The organism is Nostoc sp. PCC 7107, assembly GCF_000316625.1.
In the GTDB taxonomy this organism is placed as follows: domain Bacteria; phylum Cyanobacteriota; class Cyanobacteriia; order Cyanobacteriales; family Nostocaceae; genus Nostoc_B.
In genome coordinates this window covers 2,669,500-2,688,862 of record NC_019676.1, presented here as the reverse complement: position 1 = coordinate 2,688,862, position 19,363 = coordinate 2,669,500, and the positions used below count along the sequence as shown (strand labels likewise).

Here is a 19,363-nt window from a genome sequence, read left to right as displayed (position 1 = left end):
ACAGAGTTCAACTATGCTGTAAAAACTCTACTTGCGGTAATAAAGGATCTGTCACAATAGCTACACCAACAAACCCCCAACGTTTGAGCAAGCTACTGAGTTGGTTTCCTGGTAGAGATTCTACAGCAAAGCGATTTGCTACATCTGCTGCATGAGTGTTGAGATAGCTTAGAGCATCAAAGTTTTCTCGAAACAGCAAAACATAACCTGATTCTTCAGCGTTGGGACGCGCTGTCAGATAACGACCATCAGCTTTTACACGCAGTAGATAATAAACGTCGGAAAGCATATTGAGTGAAGTGTGAAGTATGAAGTATGAAGTGTGAAATATACAACACACTTCAGCAGATAACTAAATGGACTAATGACAATGGTCATTAGTCCAGTAAATAATTAAGCATCGAGACGAATGCGAGGATCAGCGACTTTTAACATTAAATCTGCGAATAAGTTACCCACATTCAACAGCACAGCACTCATAACCAGACTCGCCATGACTAAATACTGGTCTTTAGCGATAACCGCCTGTAAGGTTAATCTTCCTAAACCTGGCCAGTTAAAGAACTGTTCGGCGATGAATGCACCACCTAATAAACTGGCTAACTCAAAACCTAGCAAAGTAATTAGGGGGTTAATAGCATTGCGAAGGGCATGAACGTAAATGACGCGATTTTCTGGCAGTCCTTTGGCGCGGGCAGTTTGAATATAATCTTGACGTAGTACGTCTAATAATTCTCCACGAGTAATGCGTTGTAAACCAGCAAAACTGGTGATACTTAAGGCAAGGGTGGGTAAAATCATGTGCCAGCCGATATCAATAATTTTACCAAACCAAGATAAATCAGCATGATTGATGCTTGTCATGCTGCCGACGGGAAAGAAAGGTGAGGTAAATTGGGCGAATATTAATAAAAATAGGGCGGTGATGAAACTGGGAAATCCTTGTCCGGCGTAGCTAATCACCTGCAATATGCGGTCTGTAGCTCGATTTTGCTTCACCGCAGCGATGATGCCCAAAGGAATTGCGATCGCCCATGTCACAATTAAAGAAGCGATCGCGAGTAGTAACGTTGCAGGTACTCTCTCCCACAACAGCGAAGCTACAGAACGTTGGTAAACAAAACTTGTACCAAAATCTCCTTTGGTAAATATCCGCCACAACCACAAGAAATATTGCTCAGGCCAAGATTTATCTAGACCAAACTGTCTTCTAACTTCCTCGATGCGTTCTGGCGAAATTTTGGGATTTTGTCGGAGGGTATCTACATAATCCCCAGGAGACAATTTGATGATGAAAAACGACAGCGCTGATGCCAACAATAAGGTAAACAACGCTTGCAATATCCGCTTCAACACATAAATAAAAGTTTCACTCGTGATTAGCCTAATTAGCCAATCTCGACTTGTCTCCAAAGAAATTTTTGTAGCGGTCATACAATTTTAGATTTTAGATTTTGAACTGAACCCATAGTGAAACGCTGAACTTGGGAATTAAAATTGAGTATTGTCAATTGATTCTTCAGACGAATCTAGAGGCTGGCACCATCAAGAAATCATTTATCCTTGATTATTTGTCCATTCTCAGATGACCAATGACAATTAACTGTAGCAATTTAAGATTGTAGATTACTGATTTTAGATTGGTTATGGATCAATCCAAAATTCAAAATCTAAAATTGGTTGACTAATATTCAATTAACGAGATAATCGGCACATCTGGGAGATTTTTCCGCCCTTGTAAATCTCGTAGTTCGATAATAAACCCAAAACCTACTAGTTCGCAGTCAAGCTGTTGGACTAACTTGGCTGTAGCACTAGCTGTGCCACCTGTAGCAATCAAATCATCTACAATTAAAACTCGGCTCCCTGGATGCAATGCGTCTTGGTGCATTTCCAAGCAGTCAGTACCATACTCTAATTGATATTCAATAGAGTGAACGGCGGCGGGTAACTTACCTTTTTTCCGCACAGGAATAAACCCAGCCCCTAATTTATAAGCTAGAGGAGTGCCAAAAATAAATCCCCGCGATTCCATCCCAATCACATAATCTGCTTGAAATTTAGCTTCATTACATTTTTGGGCAAAAAAGTCAATAGTATATCGCAGTCCTTCTGGATTACGCAGTAGAGTAGTAATATCTCGAAATAAAATGCCAGGTTTGGGAAAATCTGGGATGTCACGAACTAGAGATTTTAAATCCATAAACAGTGAAGGAGTAGGTCAGACTGGAAAAATCGTACACTATAATGTCATACGCTGGATTTGAGGCTCTAGTATCATCATCCATTGACGATAGTGAGAATCTACACCAAGCTTAAATATGGACTGGTACTTAATCAAAGAAGGTGAACTGATGCTGGAAAAACTGAAATTATAAGTATATGCAAACTTTGCCGTAGAACAAGTTAAGTCATGTATACGTCAAGTATTATGGCTACTGCCACAAGTTTAATGTTATTTTTTGGCTACTTATCTTAAATTTAGTTGTACTAGTTGTATCTAGTCTGTTGGAAGCGCACAAGGTAATTTATCGAATGAATGTCTCCGCGAGCTTAACGCCGTTCAACAGTCCCGCACCTGCATCAACGCCAATGATTCTGGATACCTTACCAGATCCGGCGATCGCAGGACAAGGATGTCCGCCCAGAACCAGGTTACAAATCGACCTCATCTTATTGGCCATTGAAGCTTTAGAACTAGGTGGTTCCGAAGCAATTTTGGCTTTTGCTGAAGAACTAGATTTAAAAGAGATTATTAAAAATCGGGTGAATTTATGGCGGATGCGTAGCTCTAACCCGATGCGCCGAGCAAATATCCGCCGACCTTTAACTATTATGGAAGCAAAGGCTTTAGTAGTCATTGCTTGCTACATTGCGCGGCGGTTAACTGTTGTCATTCGCCAAATGCTTATGATATATCAACAAATGAATGACAAGCAGATACCTCTAGAACAAAATTTGCGTTTATCTAACTATTTAGAACGCTTTCGAGCGCATTTTAAAAGTAGAATGAACGCCCGTCGTTCTGGTTTACTAGCCTTAACTTCTGATGAGAAATTAGATGAGTTAGCTATTAATTTGTTAGAAAAACTACTATTTTGTACTGGTACGGCCGGAATGCAGCGGTTCTGGATTAGTCTTTTTGACGGTGAAGTGGAATGAATATTCAACGGAAGTACAGTTTACCTAACTGTACATTGCTTTTAGAGGGTTTAAGTGATGCTTCGAGGGCAGCACATTTACAAGAGCTACGCCCAGAATTATCAATATTGGTAAATGTAGAATGCTATATATCTGGTTATAAGCAGCCTCTGGTTGGAGGCCGAGAATTTTTTGAAAGTTTGGTCAGGGCAGTGAGTGGCTACGCCCAAGAATTTTTAAGTAATGTGCAGAATCCCCAAGCTCATAACCAAGATTCGGAATTAGTAGAACTACAAAAAATTGACCATAACCGCCATAGACTAATTATTCATGCTGAAAGCATAACAGAAGGTTTGGAGTCGAATGCTAACCAGGCCAAATCACCGATTCAAATTGATCTGAACACAGTGCAGTTATTTGATTTGGTAGAAGCTGTAGATCAGTTTTTTGCTGATACCCAAACCTTAGCGGAATTATCATTAGAGTTACAACCAGTTGCTCGACGTTATGGTAGTGCTAATGAAATTCTCATCAAGCAAGCAGTACCAGCAAGTATTGGAGTTGCGAGTGTAGCAGTTGCAGCTGTTGCTTTTAGTTTGATTCCACCTCCCCAAATTCGGACACCAGAACCACAACCAGAAACGCAGAGTAGCGCCACACCAACACCCAGTGCTACGGCGGCGACTCCAACTACAACACCCTCAGCGGTGAACTCTCCCTTAGCTAGTGCAACACCCATAGCTGCTACTATCAACCCGACTCCAGCAACGACAGCAGCAACACCGCCGACCAAAGATTTAGAAGCACTGTTAAATACAGTGTCCGAAATCACCGACCCATCTCAACTACGTGTTTTGAATCGTCAGGTATGGAATCAACTTGATCCCGCGTGGAGTAACCGTTCGGCAATCAAAGATGATTTAGTTTATCGTGTAGGTGTGGCTGGTGATGGTGCGATCGTTGGTTATAAGGCGGTTAATCAAGGGTCAAATGACGGTATAGAGTTAACCCCACTACCCAAAGTACTTTACAATCCGGCTAAACGTTCTGTAATTACTAATGAACCAATAGCTCAATTTAAAGTCGTCTTTACTAACAAAGGTGTGTTACAAGTTAGTCCTTGGCGCGGTTACGCTAGTACACCACAGGTAATTGGCAGTAAAATTACAGATGCTAATACAGTTAAAACTTTAAACCAAAAGCTATATAATACAATTCGCCAAAATTGGAAAGGTACTCCCACCTACACAAAAGATTTGCGTTATCGAGTCGCCGTGAATAAAGAAGGCGTGATTGCTGATTATGAACCATTAAATCAGGTTGCTTTCGATTATTTCCGGGAAACACCATTGCCAAGTATGTTTCAAACTGTTTATGGTTCTAATGGCGCAGCGCCCAATAATCAAGAACCGCTGGCTCATTTCCAAGTAGTGTTTAATCCAGATGGCAAACTAGACGTGACTCCTTGGAAAGGGTATCAGTAGATATAGTAGGGGATAGGGGATAGGGGATAGGTTACAGAGTTAAGAGACTTTTACGGATGTCTTAGCTATCTGGGCGATCGCGATCAATTGTCATCCCCTAGTAGAATGAACTACGAATCTATCTAGGAAAAGTTTTTCGTAGCTAGTAAAAACAACTATGTTGTTTTCGGGTAATAATAACTTTGTTACTCGATAGCGTTGCTGGTAACGAAAATGACGCGCTCTCCAAATTCAGGCAATGATCAGGAGCCTACTAACCGACGTTTATTACATCTTCTGCTTTTAAGACGTACTAGTTTGGTAGTAGGAATTTTTTTGCTTGCTGGAATTGCATGGGGAATTTGGTGGGCGAGAAATTATGTATATAACGATTTAGCCCCGTTAGTCGAGACAAATCTTGAACAATTACTGGGGCGACCGATAACATTAGGTCAAGTTGAGGCTTTTTCACTTTCGAGTCTGAGATTTAGTTCTCTGGCGATACCAGCAACGCCTACCGATTCTGACCAACTGACAGCCAAAGCTGTTGATGTGCGCTTTTCTCTGTTACCAGTTATTTTCAGCCGCACACTACCGTTAAATGTCACAGTGGTGCAACCCCGTGTCTTTATCCAACAAGATCAAGATGGTCGTTGGGTAACGGCGGCTGTGAAGTCTCAAGAAGGGCAAGGTATTATTCAAACACAGTTACAAACACTTGAGATTGTTGATGGCAATGTAGAATTATTACCAGCCTCTGCACCAACTAAACCGAAAGGTTCTGTAGTTATCAATCAATTCGGTGGAGTAGCCCGATTTTCACCAGATAACACACAGATTGGTTATGAAATAAATGGTCAACTAGCTAGAGGCGGTGCGGTTAAAATTACTGGTGATACACAACCAAAAACACAACAAACTAATCTTCAGGTTGTGGCGCAAGATTTACAAGCATCAGATGTTAGCCGATTAATTCAGTTACCGATTGTTTTGCAAGCAGGAAGGGTAAATGCTGATTTGGGTGTGCAGATTCCCGCAGATGTTTCCGATATAGCAATTACTGGGACAGCTATTCCGCGTCAGGTGACGGCGCAAATTCAAAATATTCCGCAAAAGTTTGTCAATGCTAACGGTAGATTAGTATTTCAAGGTCAGGCGATCGCATTAGATAATCTCACCACAAACTTGGGTAAGGTTCCCATTCTGGCTAATGGCATAGTTAATCTTAAAACAGGTTTCAACCTCTCAGCGCAGGTAAAACCAGTCACTACAAAAAACTTATTAGATACTTTCAACGTTAAATCGCCAGTTGTCGCTACTGGGGAAATTCAAGCCAACGTTAAAGTTCAAGGTTCCCTTCAGCAACCAGTTCTCAGCGGTAGTGCAAGTAACACCAAACCTATTCAAGTTGACCGGGTGCAGTTTAAATCGGTCAACACTAATTTTCGCTTGAATGTCAATAAAAATGCTTCGCAAATCACCGTCTCAAATCTCAACTTAGTTCCCGCAGCCGGTGGAGTAATTACAGGCGGTGGTCAAGCAATAGTAGGTGGGCGGGTAAAATTTAACGTGCAAGCCGAGGGAATATCAGGAGATATACTGGCACGAAATTACGGTTTCACTCCCCCAATTAACATTGGTAATGTCTCAGCTAATACACAAATTACTGGATCTTTGGGCAAACAACCTTTAATACTCAATGTTGCCAGCATTCAAGTAAACCCGCCAGCCGGTGGGCAAATTGTCGGGCGTGGTCAAGTGCAACTAGCACCCCAAGGTGGAGTATCGTTGAATGTTATTGCCCAAAATTTACCAGGGGATGTCATCGCTAAAACCAACAACTCTTCCTCCACAATCAAAGTTGGGAATGTATCAGTAAATACTATGGTTTCTGGCGCGTTGGGGAATTTGCGGGCGGTGGCGCAGGTGCAAGCGCCTAATGCAACTTATCCCACCATCGGCGCAGCGGTAATTACTCAACAAGGGCAGAAGATTATTTTGCCCACGGCGGTGTTTAATGTGGCAGGTAATACAATTAGGGCTAAGGGTCAGGTTGTACAGAACCGTTGGCAAGCTTTTGTCAATACCGAACAAGTTCAGTTAAGCCGTTTTAAACAGATTCCACCGCAATTTCAAGGAGTTGTCAATAGTGCATCGGTGAATTTGTCAGGAAGCACGAAATCTTTTCAACTGGCTACTATTCGCGCCACAGCACAAGCAAACTTGAGTGTCGCAGGTGGGAGAGTTAACATCCGGGATGCTAATTTAAATAATGGTCGCTGGCAAGCCGTTGCTAATGCTTCGCAGATTCAACTTAATCGTTTTCCGCAAGTTCCAGAGCAATTTCAAGGAGTTGTTAATAGTGCGTCGGTTAATTTATCTGGAAGCACTAAAGCTTTGCAACTGGAAGCTATTCGCGCCACAGCACAAGCAAACTTGAGTGTGGCAGGCGGGAGAGTTAACATCCGGGATGCTAATTTAAATAATGGTCGCTGGCAAGCCGTTGCTAATGCTTCGCAGATTCAACTTAATCGTTTTTCACCACAACTGCGAGGACAACTCAATGGTAATGTGCAGTTGGCTGGTAATACCAAATCTTTTGCGCTTGCAGATATTCGCGCTGCGGGACAACTTCGCGCTAACCAAGGTGTGGCGCAGTTAGCACAACCATTGACAGCCCAATTTCAGTGGAATGGTAAGCAGATTATTGTGCCACGAGCAACGACACCGGGAATTAGTGCTAATGGTGCGATCGCAGTACAATTACCAGAAACAGGTACACCGAAAATTGCTGGCTTTAATTTCAATGTCCTGGCGCAGAATTTCAACCTTAACAATACAGGTGTGCAAGTACCCAGAGACATTGCCCTATCAGGCTTTCTCGATTTTAATGGGCAAGTTACAGGTACTCTAGAAACTCCCCAAGCTACAGGTAATATTCGCCTGCGGAATTTCAATGTGAGTAACTTGGCCTTTGACCGTGTTTTAGCAGGTAATGTCAACTTTCAAGGCGGACAAGGGGGAAGTCTGCGACTGGCTGGGGTGCAAGATAGAATAGCCTTGAACCTGGATGGAAATTATCGCCCAACTTCATTTTTACTCAAGCGCGGTCAAGCAATTAGCACAGGTAGAACTGAGGGCGATAATCTAATCATCAACGCCCAACAGTTTCCCATCGCTTTAGTTGGCGGCTTTATCCCTGACAATAGATTGAAACCCTTGGGGGGACAATTATCAGGAAACTTAGTTGTTAATCTGAATAATTATGCTTTGGCTGGAGACGTAGCCATTTCTCAACCGCGGGTTGCTAGAGTTTCAGCCGCGGAATTTCGCGGTAGTTTCAATTATGCTAATGGTGCTGCCAATTTAACTAACGGTCTATTGCGTCTTGGAGATAGTAGCATTGCTTTAAGTGGTAGTGTGCAAACAGGGAATAATCCGCAATTTCAAGTCCAAGCTAATTTAGCCCAAACTAGAATCCAAGAAATTTTACAAGCGTTTAATATCTACGATTTCCAAGATTTGAGTACAGGAACAGAACCGCCAACCCTAGCAGGCGCAGAAGCACTAAACACTACACCTCTTAGCTTACCCAATGCAGACTTACAAACCCAGTTAGAATATTTCTCGAAAATTGCCACAGTCGTAACGCAACAACAACAGCAAGAGGAAAAACAAGCGCCGCCTTTACCTAGTTTGGCAGAATTAACAGGTGCGTTAAATGGCACAATTACCGCCAGTGGTTCATTAAAATCTGGGTTGAATGCAGGATTTAATCTTCAAGGCGCTAATTGGCAATGGGGACAATATGCTATTAGTCAAGTGATTGCTCAAGGTAATTTTGCTGATGGTGTTGTGACGCTCTCACCTTTGAGTATTGGCATCAATCAAGGATTAGTAGCCTTTACCGGACAGTTAGGCTTTGACCAACTTTCGGGACAGTTGAATGTAGCTAGTTTACCTTTATCTGTGTTTCAGCCTTTCATCGAACAATATCCTCTAGATATTACAGGTCAAGTGAATGCTGTTGCTAATTTGCAAGGTAGTTTACAAGACCCTAAAGTAAATGGTGAAGTATCTCTGGCGAATGCAACTCTCAACCAGGAACCTGTACAAACAGGACAGGTAAAATTTGCCTATAATAATGCTCGCGTAAATTTTGACAGTGCTTTATTGTTGACAGGAACTCAACCCATCACAATTACAGGTAGTGTTCCCGCACCTTTACCTTTTGTCGCCATACAACCAGAGAGCAATCAAATCAGCGTTAACGCGAATGTGAGTAACGAAGGTTTAACACTGTTAAATCTGCTGACTAACAATCAAGTTGCTTGGTTAGATGGACAAGGACAAGTCGCTGTCAATGTTGGTGGTACTTTAAACCAGCCAATTATCAATGGAACTGCCACATTTAATAATGCAACTATCGGCGCTCAAGCTTTATCAGCACCATTAACCAATGTGACGGGAACAGCGCAATTTAACGGTAATACAGTTAATGTCGAAGGGATTCAAGGTAACTATAATCAAGGGTTAGTCACTGCGGCGGGAATCTTGCCAATTTTTACCCCTCAGTCTGCTGCATCTAATCCCCTGACAGTATTAATAGAAAAACAATTAGATTTTCAGGTTCCAGGATTGTATGAAGGTGGTGTGAGTGGGAATGCTGTGATTCGTGGAACCGCACTCAAACCGCGAATTGGTGGGGAAATTGAACTGAATAACGGACAAGTTATTATTGGAAATTCCACCACGGCTAATTCAAAACCAGCAACGACAGATAATAATAACATCAATATTAGTGCTGTAAACATAACAGAAGTTAACCCCAACGCTACACCAGAACCGACTAACGCTGTCAATAACACCGTAACTAGACCTAATTTACCTGTAGAGTTTGCCGATTTACGCTTGACTTTGGGTAACGATGTAAAAGTGACGAGTCAATCTTTATTTAGCTTTGTACCGGGAGCCTTTAGTCAACCCATACTTAGCTTTAACGCTAAAGGCGATTTGACAATTAATGGAACCTTAGCCAAGCCTCTCCCAGAAGGAGTGATTCGTTTAACCGGAGGACGAGTCAGCTTATTTAGCACCGAGTTCACCTTAGAACGTGGCTATGAACAAACAGCCACATTTATTCCCAGCCAAGGACTTGATCCTACCGTGGATGTGCGACTGTTGGCGATCGTACCGGAGACATCAGCAACCAGCAACCGAATTTTAGAATCACCTTTGTCGTCTGAAATCAGCGATATTTCTACTACCAATTTTGGCACTTTACGGACTGTACGCGTACAAGCCAGAGCCACAGGACGAGCCAGTGAATTAAATCAAAATTTAGAACTTACCAGTCAACCTCGCCGCAGTCAGGGAGAAATTGTCGCTTTGCTAGGTGGGTCAATTTTGAATAATTTTGCTCAAACCGGAGATATAACGCAAGGATTAACCAATTTTGCAGGCACTACTATTTTAGGTGGTTTGCAAGGAACTATTACGGCGATCGGTCAGGCTGTTGGCTTTAGTGAATTTCGCATATTTCCCACTCCCATTACTGATCAAACATCAAGACGCTCATCTGTTCTTGATTTGTCAGCAGAGGGAGTGTTCAACGTTAATCGAGATTTTTCTGTTAGTTTATCCCGTCCTTTATTTAGTAGTGATGCGTCTTTTCGTTATAACGTCCTTTATCGGCTGAATGATGAAATTTTGGTGCGTGGTGCAACTGATTTAGGTAGCGAAAATTTTCTGTTATTTGAGTATGAAACTCGATTTTAGTTCTCCAAAGGTACGCAGGGCTGATTCATTTACTAAAAGTCCCTCCTTTAAAATCATATCAACCAGAAAATCAAGTATTTTAAAAGGCAGAGACTAAATATCTAGCCAAGAGATAGAAGAAATTATAGGCAATATTCGGTAATTTGAGGCTAGTTTCTCAAAAATCAGGAAGAAAGTCCGTGGTTCCCATTAGAGATAATAATCCTACGCAAATTACCCCTTATGTAACTTACGGTTTAATTGCCGCTAATGTTCTGGCATTTATTTATGAAAGTAGCCTTCCACCACAAGCATTAGATGGTTTTTTACACCTGGCTGCTGTAGTTCCCCGCGAACTTAGCTTAAGCTTTGCTGGTGTTTCTGTGCATCAACCAGTACCAGAATGGGCAACTTTAATTAGCTCGCAATTTTTGCATGGTGGCTTCTTGCACTTAGCTGGCAATATGTTGTTTTTATGGATATTTGGTAATAACGTTGAAGATAAATTAGGTCATGCCAAATATTTGCTGTTTTATTTAGCTTGCGGTATTTTAGCGTCTTTGACCCAATGGTATTTCTCTCAAAATTCTAACATTCCGTCTTTGGGTGCTAGTGGTGCGATCGCGGGAGTTATGGGTGCATATATCCTCCGCTTCCCCAAAGCAGAAATTCTCGGTGTTGTACCTTTAGGAATTTTCTTCCCAACTTTCCGGGTTCCCGCCTATTTCTTTTTAGGATTTTGGTTTCTCCAACAATCTTTCTACGGATTTGTCAGTTTAGAAACTCCTACTAATATTGGGATGGAAAGCGGTGGTATTGCTTACTGGGCGCACGCAGGCGGTTTCATCTTTGGCGCAATTCTCGGCCCAGTGTTAGGTTTGTTTAGTGACAAATCTCCCGACGAATCATGGTACAGCTAAGTGCTGGTAAATTTAGCAGTTAAAGCATTGCTCAAAGCTTTGAGGTAAGAGAATTTATACTCAGCACTTTCAACTCAGCACGGGCTAAACGCCCCGCTACCGCTCTAAGCGCAGCCATGCCCGCAGGGCTTTACAGCACTTTATCACAGGTGCAATTATCAAAATTTTTCAACTGCCAGTCACACAAGCTATATTGCAGTTAATTGATAATTAGGAAAAACACCTGTGTTTCCACTCTATGACGAAAATCCGACGCGAATCACGCCGTATTTCACTTACGGTTTGATTGGTATGAATGTTTTAGTTTTTCTTCATGAAGTGAGTTTGTCTAATGCCCGATTAAATTTCTTTTTCAGTGAGTATGCTGTAGTACCCAGAGAATTAACCTACAACTTTGATGGAGAATGGATAACTTTAATTACATCACAGTTTCTCCACGGCGGTTGGTGGCACTTGATCTCGAATATGGTTTTTCTTTGGGTCTTTGGCAACAATATCGAAGATCGTTTGGGTCATTTCAAATATCTAATTTTTTATTTGACATGCGGCGCTTTAGCGGCTTTGTGTCAGTGGGCGATTGGAATGAATTCTCCAATTCCTTCCTTGGGCGCTAGTGGAGCAATTTCTGGGGTTTTGGGCGCATATCTCATCCGCTTTCCTCATGCCAGAATTACGACCTTAATATTTTTAGGTTTTTTTGCAACTACAATTAGTGTTCCGGCACTGGTAGTCATTGGCATTTTCTTTGTGCAGAATGTGATATCTGGTCTCGCCAGCCTCCAAGCTGCTGCTAATATGAGCGTCCAATCTGGGGGAGTTGCTTATTGGGCGCATATCGGTGGCTTTGTTTTCGGAGTTATACTTGCGCCCTTGTTTGGTCTATTTAAACGCGACTATGAATAAGCTTTGACAAAGTACTGGGTGCTGAGTCTCAAGGGATTTGGGGTATCAAGGTTTCATTTTCCACACCCTTGTATCCCCAAACTTCTATTTCTCACTAGTTGTAGGTGTTATTTACGCCTGCGGAAACTTGATCAGATTCTTCCGCAATTACTGGTTCTGGTTTTGATGAAGATGTTGGTAGAGGTTCTGCTGTTTCTGGTACAGTAACTTCAATATCAGCACCATTGATGATTACACCCAATAATCCTAGTTCAGCTTCTTGTAATTGATCGATCGCTTCACCTAACATACTTTCTTGGGTATAGTTCGGTCGTGCTACCAATACTATGCCATCGCTGTAGGGTTGAATAAGTAACGGATCATTAGAGTAACTTAAAGGACTAGTATCTAAAATTACTAAATCATAACGCTCACGGGCATCTTCCATGAGTCGCCGCATTTCGCTAGATTCAATAATAGCTGGTGATTGCAGCACAGGGCCGGGACTGGGAATAATGTATAAATTTTCTACATCAGGTACTAAGCGAATACAATCACTCAAGCTGGCATAATAACGTAAAGGTTCTATAGTCGCGTCAGGGTCAAGATTCACTTTTAGGGATGCAGCCCGCGAAGGCGATCGCAAATCAGTTTCAATAATTAAGGTACGTTTGCCAGCACGAGCGCAAGCTACACCTAAGTTGTAAGCACTGACTGTTTTTCCTTCTTGAGCGCCAGTACTAGCAATTAAGAGAATTTTTACGTCTTTACCTGCTAGACGGCGTAAATTACTACGAAACTTTTCATAAAACTCCAAATATGGTGAATCAACAGAAAATACCACTGGAACTGCTTCAGCCGCTAAATCATCTACTGGCATTAAAGGTATTTCGCCCAATAACACCACTTCCCGTTGCTTCAAGCTGTCGCGGATATCTTCTTGGGTTTTGAAAACACCTTCTAGAGAACCCAGCAAAAATATCACGCCACCACCTACTAACAAACCTAAGAAACCACCAATTCCTAAAGTTGTTGGCACACTTTTGACTTTCGTGGGTTCGGGAATAATACTCGGTGTCCGGGCGATAGTCAAGCTACTAACAGTTTCTGCCTCTGCGGTTTTAGAGTCTGTGAGTTTAGCCTGCATTTGGTCATAAACTGCTTTTTTCAGCCCAACTTCCTGTTCTAATCGCGATCGCTCTAACTGTTTATTTGGTATTAAAGAATACTCTTGCCGTAGTCGGACTTCTTCGCGGATTTGCTGTGCTAACTGTTGTTGCAGCGTATCTCGTTGGGTTTGCAAAGTCACCATCTGATTTGCTAACCCTTGTCTGGCTGGATCTAAGTTACTTTGGGCGCGAATTCCCGAAATATCTCCTGAAAAAGGTGCGGCTGCACCACCACCACCGATAACTTCGTTAGCACGCTGTTGGATTAATAGTTCTGTTGCTTCTTTTTGGCGCTGTAACTGAATCATTGTGGGATGTTCAGGTCGCAAATCTTTGCGTAGCAAGGCAATTTGCGATTCTGTTTGATATAGCTGTGTTCGCAAACTACCCAAAATGGGGTCAGCACTTAAAGCCGAAGAAATATAAGCTTTATTGACATCTAAACCTAACTTTGCTTGCAAACTGCGAATTTGGGCATCAATCCCCGCAATATTTAGTTGAATTAATCGTTGTTGATTTTGGCTATTAGTGATTCCTGCCAATAAACTACCATTCTCTGCGGATAAGATTGCCGGTCGTTCTCGGCGATCGTACTGTTCTAATCTTTTTTCTGCTGTTTGCAATTCCGCTTTCGCCTGGGGTATACGTTCTTCAATTTTTTGAATAATTGCTTTTAGCCTTCCCGTGTTAATTTCGCCACTCAGCTTGATCATTGCCTGCATTAATTCCTGAAGCACCTCTTGGGCGCGTTTAGGATCAGTATCTTTATATTTCAAATCAATAACTGTGGATGCAACTTCTCCAGCCTTAGCTTTTTCGGGTAATTTCAGAGCAACATTTAAACCAATTGTTTTTGGTTTAACATTAACTTTTGTGGCGACAGTTTCAATAATCTGATCTGACAGCAAAGCACCCTCGCTTAATTCTTGCCCTTGCTGCTGAATCTCATTCCCCGTCAGCGAAAATGAAACTGGTGGACGATTATAAGTCAGTGCGCCATCTGCTATGTAGTTAATAGGTGGATCTGGTTGTACAGCTACCACTGTTGACCCAGCGACAACTAGCGCAAAACTACCTAGTCCAATCCACTTGTACTTCTCGAATGCAATTAGATAACGCTTAACAATTGGTGGGGTCATAGCAGAGGCATATAGAAATAAGCGAGAGAAAGCTGGTTAATAATCAATGGTCAAGATTCAACTGTCATTTGTGTTTCGCCAAACCAAACAAATAAGATGCACTAATTGGAGCCACCGCCAAAAAATTGGAAGAAGCGAATAAAACTTTGAACATCAAAGAACGGCCGAGTAATTGTACTAAAGATATTAGTGATTCTAGTAATTAGGTTGCGACCAACAACAATAACATCATTATCTTGTAAGGGGACATTTTGAGAGATATCACCAGAAAGTGCTTTTTTGGCATCCAGTTTTTGTGTAATTGCCCGACCTCGTTCTGGGTCAAATCGAATTAACGCAATATCTCGCAGGTTAGCTGTATCTAAATTAATCCCTCCCAAAGCATCAATAAAAGTACTGCCATTCGGCAAGGTTTGTGTTACGAGTCCACCAGCCGCATAGTTTAACAAGCGGACGCGAATCTGCGGTACCGCTAAGGATGAACGCGCAATTAAATTGCGGTCATAACCATCATCGTTGCCGACTTCTCGACGGGGGATGATCACTGCATCTCCATCTTGCAAACGTAAATTCGGCACAGAACCGCCATTTTGTAACGCTGCGTATAGGTCAATATTTTGGGAAATTACAGAACCATCCATTAATGTCCGACGCACTTGTACTTGTCGGAGGTCGGCGCTCATAGTCGAACCGCCAGCTATCAGTAAAGCATCAGCGACTCTAGGTGTGGCAGAAGCGACAGGATAAATCCCTGGACGAAAAACCTCACCGCTAATCGTAATTTGTACAGGTCGTGGTGAAAATAAAGATACTGCGATCGCTGGATCAACCATGACGCGACTTAAACTCAAGCGAATTTTTTCTTGAGCTTCTGCCAAACTCAAGCCTTGTATAGATAATATTCCCACCTGTGGCACAACAATATTACCTTCAGGACTAATTTGCGCCTGAAAACTCAAATCCTGGCGTAAACCCGTCAATGACAGAACTACTACAGGATTAACTACATAACGATTAAATAACAACCGAATTTTTTCTTGAGCTTCTAGCAAAGTTAAACTTTGTAGTGGCACTGTACCTAGTAGTGGCACTGCAATATTACCTTCTGGATTAACAGAAGCGGCAAAACTTAAGTCTGGGAAGCGTTGAACCACAACATTAATAGAATCTCCCGGCCCCAAGCGATAAGCACCCGGAGGACGTTGAAACGTCACACTGATTACATCTCCTGGCCCTAACAGGTAACGGTTGAGTTGGGAAGAAACTCCGCCGCTTTCACCAGGAATACTATCAGCATTGGGTGGTGGGGAAGGAGGTTGTAGCGGTGATTCTTCAGTCGCCGGATTTGCAGGTGGTAGCGACGGAAATTTTTGTCCTGGTGAAGTTTCAGAAGATGGTAAAGATTGAGCGACAACAGGTTGTACAGAGTTTGTCAGCCAAACACCTGCCTGAAAACTGACAAAACATAAAGTGCTAAATGCACGTACATAAGGATGGGAAGCTATAAACATCGGTGCAGTAAAGCTGTGTTGAGAATTGGTTCTGCCGAGTCGTTATTTGACGTTGGAAATAACTTCTATATTGGTTTTGAGTTGCAGAATTGATTATAGAAAAGCAGGAAAATTTTTATCTTGCCATTCTCCGAAATTATTGGATCAAAGATAGCAGTTTATCCACGCTACTAGTTGATTTCCGATATTTTCAAACATACTTGACTATAAAGCGTTTGCCATCAATGTAGTTTGCACCGTTTCACCCAGAGACTGAGCTAAAGACCTAGTATTTTCTACTTCTCCAAAAGGCTCTATTGGTATCAAAATACTTACAGCTACCCAAGGCGTCCGATGTTTTTGCCACTGAGCCAACTGATCTGTAAAAAACCAGCTTAAAGGTGATGGGTCTCCACCATTGCGGAAAGCATACCATTGCAAGGCAGCAAAAGTATCTTGTTGTGTCGAAATCCGAAAAAATCTAGCTTTGACTCGCGCTTCTGGATGGGAAGTTGAAGTTTGGGACTGTTTCACTGGAAATTTCAGAGAACGTTCTTGAGCCATATCCCATTTTCCCCAACGCAACCTACCCCAGCCGTTAATCTCTGTCCATTCCACTTCCGGTTGATCCTTTGGCCCATTCTGTGGGAGTAATAGCAAGATTATCTGAGTTTGGGAACTGGCTTGTTTGAGAATTTGCAGCGACCATTTATGCTCACCAATTTGTTGTTCGCTTTGTTGAACCGTTTGCCAACCAGGAATGGTTAATCCGGTTTTACGTATTTTTCTTAATTCTTTGAGGGTGGTAACAGGTGGTGGCTGTTTCCATTCCCAGCGTCCACTGAAGTAGCTGGGAACTCCACCCATTGCCAATAGCAGCAGCAACAATGCCAGAGCTACTATATATGTCACCTGTTTTTCTTTGAGAACCTTAGAAAAGGAAATCATCAGTAAAATTTGCAATATTTACGCAAAATTTTACTGAAAAAATGGCACTCTGAGTTCAGTAAAAGTAGCAGTCTCTGTTGATGGGGCTTTGGAGAAGAATAGGCTAAAATCGATGGCAAAGCTATATGTCGCAAGTATTTAAAGCTAAGATTGGCTTGATTGTTCTGGTTGCTTTTTACCAAACATAGCTTTTTTGTTAGTTTTGCTCGTCTACTGCTTCTACAGTTGCTGGCTCTGCTAAAAAATTGCTTTGCATCCAATTGAGTAATGGTACCAATAGTAAAAGCATACAAGCAGAATACAAATCACCGCCCCAACTATCGTGTAACCATTTAAATGCAGCTTCGTTGCCTGTGCCGTGAAAGTAACTCAGCAAAGTGTTACGAATAATATTGGCAGTAACGCTAATGACAACAGCCATACATATAAACCAAGCACTAATGCGTCGGGAAACTAAAGCACCAGTCCAGTACAGCAGCATCAAACTAACGTAGAGAGTAGTAAATAACATTTTTAGCCCCGCGCAATAGGGTGCTACTTCCACAATGCGTCCGCTGACGTAAATATTGATTTCGTCAACAGTGACTTGCATCCCAATTTGATTGAGAATAAATCCTGCGGTGCCAGCAATAAAACTTTGCAAGGGTAAGGTGTAGGGAACTAATAGATATGGAACAAAAGTGGGGGTTGCTAAAAATACCAATACCATTGGAAAGCCTTGTAAGCGCAAACCTGCCACACCTTTAAACCACAGGCATAATCCGGCTAAGATGATTGGCAACGAAAGATTAACCCAATCAGTTATACCGCTAAGATAGAACACGCCGCCGATTAAAAGCAAAAAAGCACCCACGGGATGAGTGCTATCTGGTAAACGTTGCCACTGTTTGCGACTCAACCAACTCAGGTAAGCTGCAAACGGTAGACCGATAATCCCGTGGCTAAAATATTCGTGTTCTATACTGATACTTTTATTTAACCAACCATCAAGCCAGTGAAGCAACAGAGGGGCATACAATAATCCCAAAACGCCTAAAATTGCTATGCTCAGTGATTGTTGTATGCTTCTAATTTGAATTTGTTGTGGAAGTGCCATGATTTTAAAGTATTGAAGAATTCAGAAGACTATCAAATCAAAAGATGACGGGCAAGTATTTTACTTATTCAACCATCAGGAGCAAAAAATTCAATGCTGAATTCTCGCCCCTAACTCCTGACTCCTGAATTCTTGGTTTTTAAACAGATAACAACTGTTGTTGTTCACCACTCATTATTGATGTAATCTCTGTCACGACTTCTTTAATTTGATTACTACTTAAACCAGGATACATGGGTAAAGATAATATCTGCTTTGCTAGTTTTTCCGATTGGGGGAAATCTCCTGGTTGATAACCCAAATAGGTGAATGCTGGTTGCAGATGACAAGGAATGGGGTAGTGAATTCCAGTTTGAATTCCGGCTGCTGTGAGTTTGTCCTGAATTTGCTGGCGTTCAACCGCACAAGCATCATCAATTTTAATCACGTAGAGGTGATATACGTGTCCTGCACTGCTGTGATTTTGCATGGGGATAATGCCAGCAGATGCTAAGGGGGCTAGTTGAGTATCGTACTGTTGGGCGATAGAATGGCGATCGCCATTCCACTTTTGTAAATGAGGTAACTTTGCCAGTAACACTGCTGCTTGCAAGGTATCTAAGCGACTATTTGTCCCTGATTCTACATGGACGTACTTTTGGGCTGCACCGTAGTTGCGTAAGCGCACCATTTTTTGGGCAATCTCTGGATCTTTGGTAATTAGCATTCCACCATCGCCAAAAGCACCTAAATTCTTGCTGGGATAGAAACTAAAAGCTGCGGCTATACCCACAGAACCAGCCCGATAACCTTCGCATTCTGCTAAATGCGCTTGGGCTGCATCTTCAAAAATTAATAATTTGTGGGTAGCAGCAAAATCTAATAATTGTTTTGGTGATACCATCTGCCCATAAAGATGTACGGGAATAATTGCTTTGGTATGAGATGTAACTACTTTAGCTGCTGCTTTTAAATCAATTAAGGCTGTCTGAGGATCACAATCAACCAGAATTGGTTTAGCCCCTACACGTAATACGCCTATTAATGTGGCAACAAAAGTGTTAGCTGGCAGAATTACTTCATCACCCACACCAATATTACAAGCTTGTAAACCAAGCGCGATCGCATCTGTTCCTGATGCTACACCCACACCATAGTTTGCACCTGATGCTGCGGCAAACGCTGTCTCAAAATCTGCAACTGCTTTACCTAAGACAAAATCTCCTCGATGTAATACACTATTGATTGCTTGTTCTAATTGATTTTGAATTGGTTGATGTTGTAAATTCAGGTCTACAAAAGGGACTCGAGCAACCATTTTATTCATTTATTATTGTGCCTCAAAATTTAAATATTAAACCTGCCAACAATTAAAATTA

General features: G+C 42.0%; 13 protein-coding genes. 5 read left to right on the top strand and 8 right to left on the bottom strand.

What is annotated here, in order from left to right; all coding sequences use genetic code 11:
* Positions 1-7 precede the first annotated feature (7 nt).
* The 3 genes from NOS7107_RS11375 to NOS7107_RS11365 form a co-directional block, all read right to left on the bottom strand.
* The gene (locus NOS7107_RS11375) at positions 8-289 is read right to left on the bottom strand and encodes a hypothetical protein (RefSeq protein WP_015113118.1); all 282 of its coding nucleotides are present in this window, start codon (positions 287-289) and stop codon (positions 8-10) included.
* A 104-nt stretch (positions 290-393) separates the two neighbouring features.
* Positions 394-1,434 carry an ABC transporter permease gene (locus NOS7107_RS11370; RefSeq protein WP_015113117.1) on the bottom strand — a complete coding sequence of 347 codons (1,041 nt, stop codon included), beginning with the start codon at positions 1,432-1,434 and terminating at the stop codon, positions 394-396.
* Between the two features lie 250 nt (positions 1,435-1,684).
* A complete protein-coding gene (locus NOS7107_RS11365; RefSeq protein ID WP_015113116.1) occupies positions 1,685-2,203 on the bottom strand; it encodes an adenine phosphoribosyltransferase in 519 nt (172 codons plus the stop codon).
* 332 nt (positions 2,204-2,535) lie between these two features.
* On the opposite strand from NOS7107_RS11365, the gene NOS7107_RS11360 reads away from it, so the two are divergent.
* The 5 genes from NOS7107_RS11360 to NOS7107_RS11340 all read left to right on the top strand — a co-directional run bounded on the left by NOS7107_RS11360 (position 2,536) and on the right by NOS7107_RS11340 (position 12,184).
* Positions 2,536-3,162: a DUF3038 domain-containing protein gene (locus NOS7107_RS11360; RefSeq protein WP_015113115.1), complete on the top strand. Its 627-nt coding sequence runs from the start codon at positions 2,536-2,538 to the stop codon at positions 3,160-3,162.
* Positions 3,159-4,625, top strand: coding sequence for a DUF4335 domain-containing protein (locus NOS7107_RS11355; RefSeq protein ID WP_015113114.1), 1,467 nt, complete (start codon positions 3,159-3,161; stop codon positions 4,623-4,625). Before NOS7107_RS11360 ends, NOS7107_RS11355 begins: the two co-directional genes overlap by 4 nt.
* A 213-nt stretch (positions 4,626-4,838) precedes the next feature.
* Complete coding sequence (locus NOS7107_RS11350) at positions 4,839-10,382, top strand: translocation/assembly module TamB domain-containing protein (protein WP_015113113.1); 5,544 nt, start codon at positions 4,839-4,841, stop codon at positions 10,380-10,382.
* Positions 10,383-10,561: 179 nt separating this feature from the next.
* The gene (locus NOS7107_RS11345) at positions 10,562-11,281 is read left to right on the top strand and encodes a rhomboid family intramembrane serine protease (RefSeq protein WP_015113112.1); all 720 of its coding nucleotides are present in this window, start codon (positions 10,562-10,564) and stop codon (positions 11,279-11,281) included.
* 225 nt (positions 11,282-11,506) lie between these two features.
* Entirely contained in the window at positions 11,507-12,184 is a 678-nt protein-coding gene (locus NOS7107_RS11340; protein WP_015113111.1) for a rhomboid family intramembrane serine protease, read from the top strand.
* Positions 12,185-12,278: 94 nt separating this feature from the next.
* Here the strand turns inward: NOS7107_RS11340 and NOS7107_RS11335 are convergent, their stop codons facing one another.
* The 5 genes from NOS7107_RS11335 to NOS7107_RS11315 form a co-directional block, all read right to left on the bottom strand.
* Positions 12,279-14,471 (bottom strand): tyrosine-protein kinase domain-containing protein, encoded by a 2,193-nt coding sequence (locus NOS7107_RS11335; RefSeq protein WP_015113110.1) that lies wholly within the window; start codon positions 14,469-14,471, stop codon positions 12,279-12,281.
* Positions 14,472-14,572: 101 nt separating this feature from the next.
* Positions 14,573-15,982 (bottom strand): polysaccharide biosynthesis/export family protein, encoded by a 1,410-nt coding sequence (locus NOS7107_RS11330; RefSeq protein WP_015113109.1) that lies wholly within the window; start codon positions 15,980-15,982, stop codon positions 14,573-14,575.
* 204 nt (positions 15,983-16,186) lie between these two features.
* Positions 16,187-16,909, bottom strand: coding sequence for a cyanoexosortase B system-associated protein (locus NOS7107_RS11325; RefSeq protein ID WP_015113108.1), 723 nt, complete (start codon positions 16,907-16,909; stop codon positions 16,187-16,189).
* A 196-nt stretch (positions 16,910-17,105) separates the two neighbouring features.
* Positions 17,106-18,005, bottom strand: a complete 900-nt coding sequence (crtB, locus tag NOS7107_RS11320; RefSeq protein ID WP_015113107.1) for a cyanoexosortase B — start codon at positions 18,003-18,005, stop codon at positions 17,106-17,108.
* A 139-nt stretch (positions 18,006-18,144) separates the two neighbouring features.
* Positions 18,145-19,311, bottom strand: a complete 1,167-nt coding sequence (locus NOS7107_RS11315; RefSeq protein ID WP_015113106.1) for a DegT/DnrJ/EryC1/StrS aminotransferase family protein — start codon at positions 19,309-19,311, stop codon at positions 18,145-18,147.
* Between the last annotated feature and the right edge of the window lie 52 nt (positions 19,312-19,363).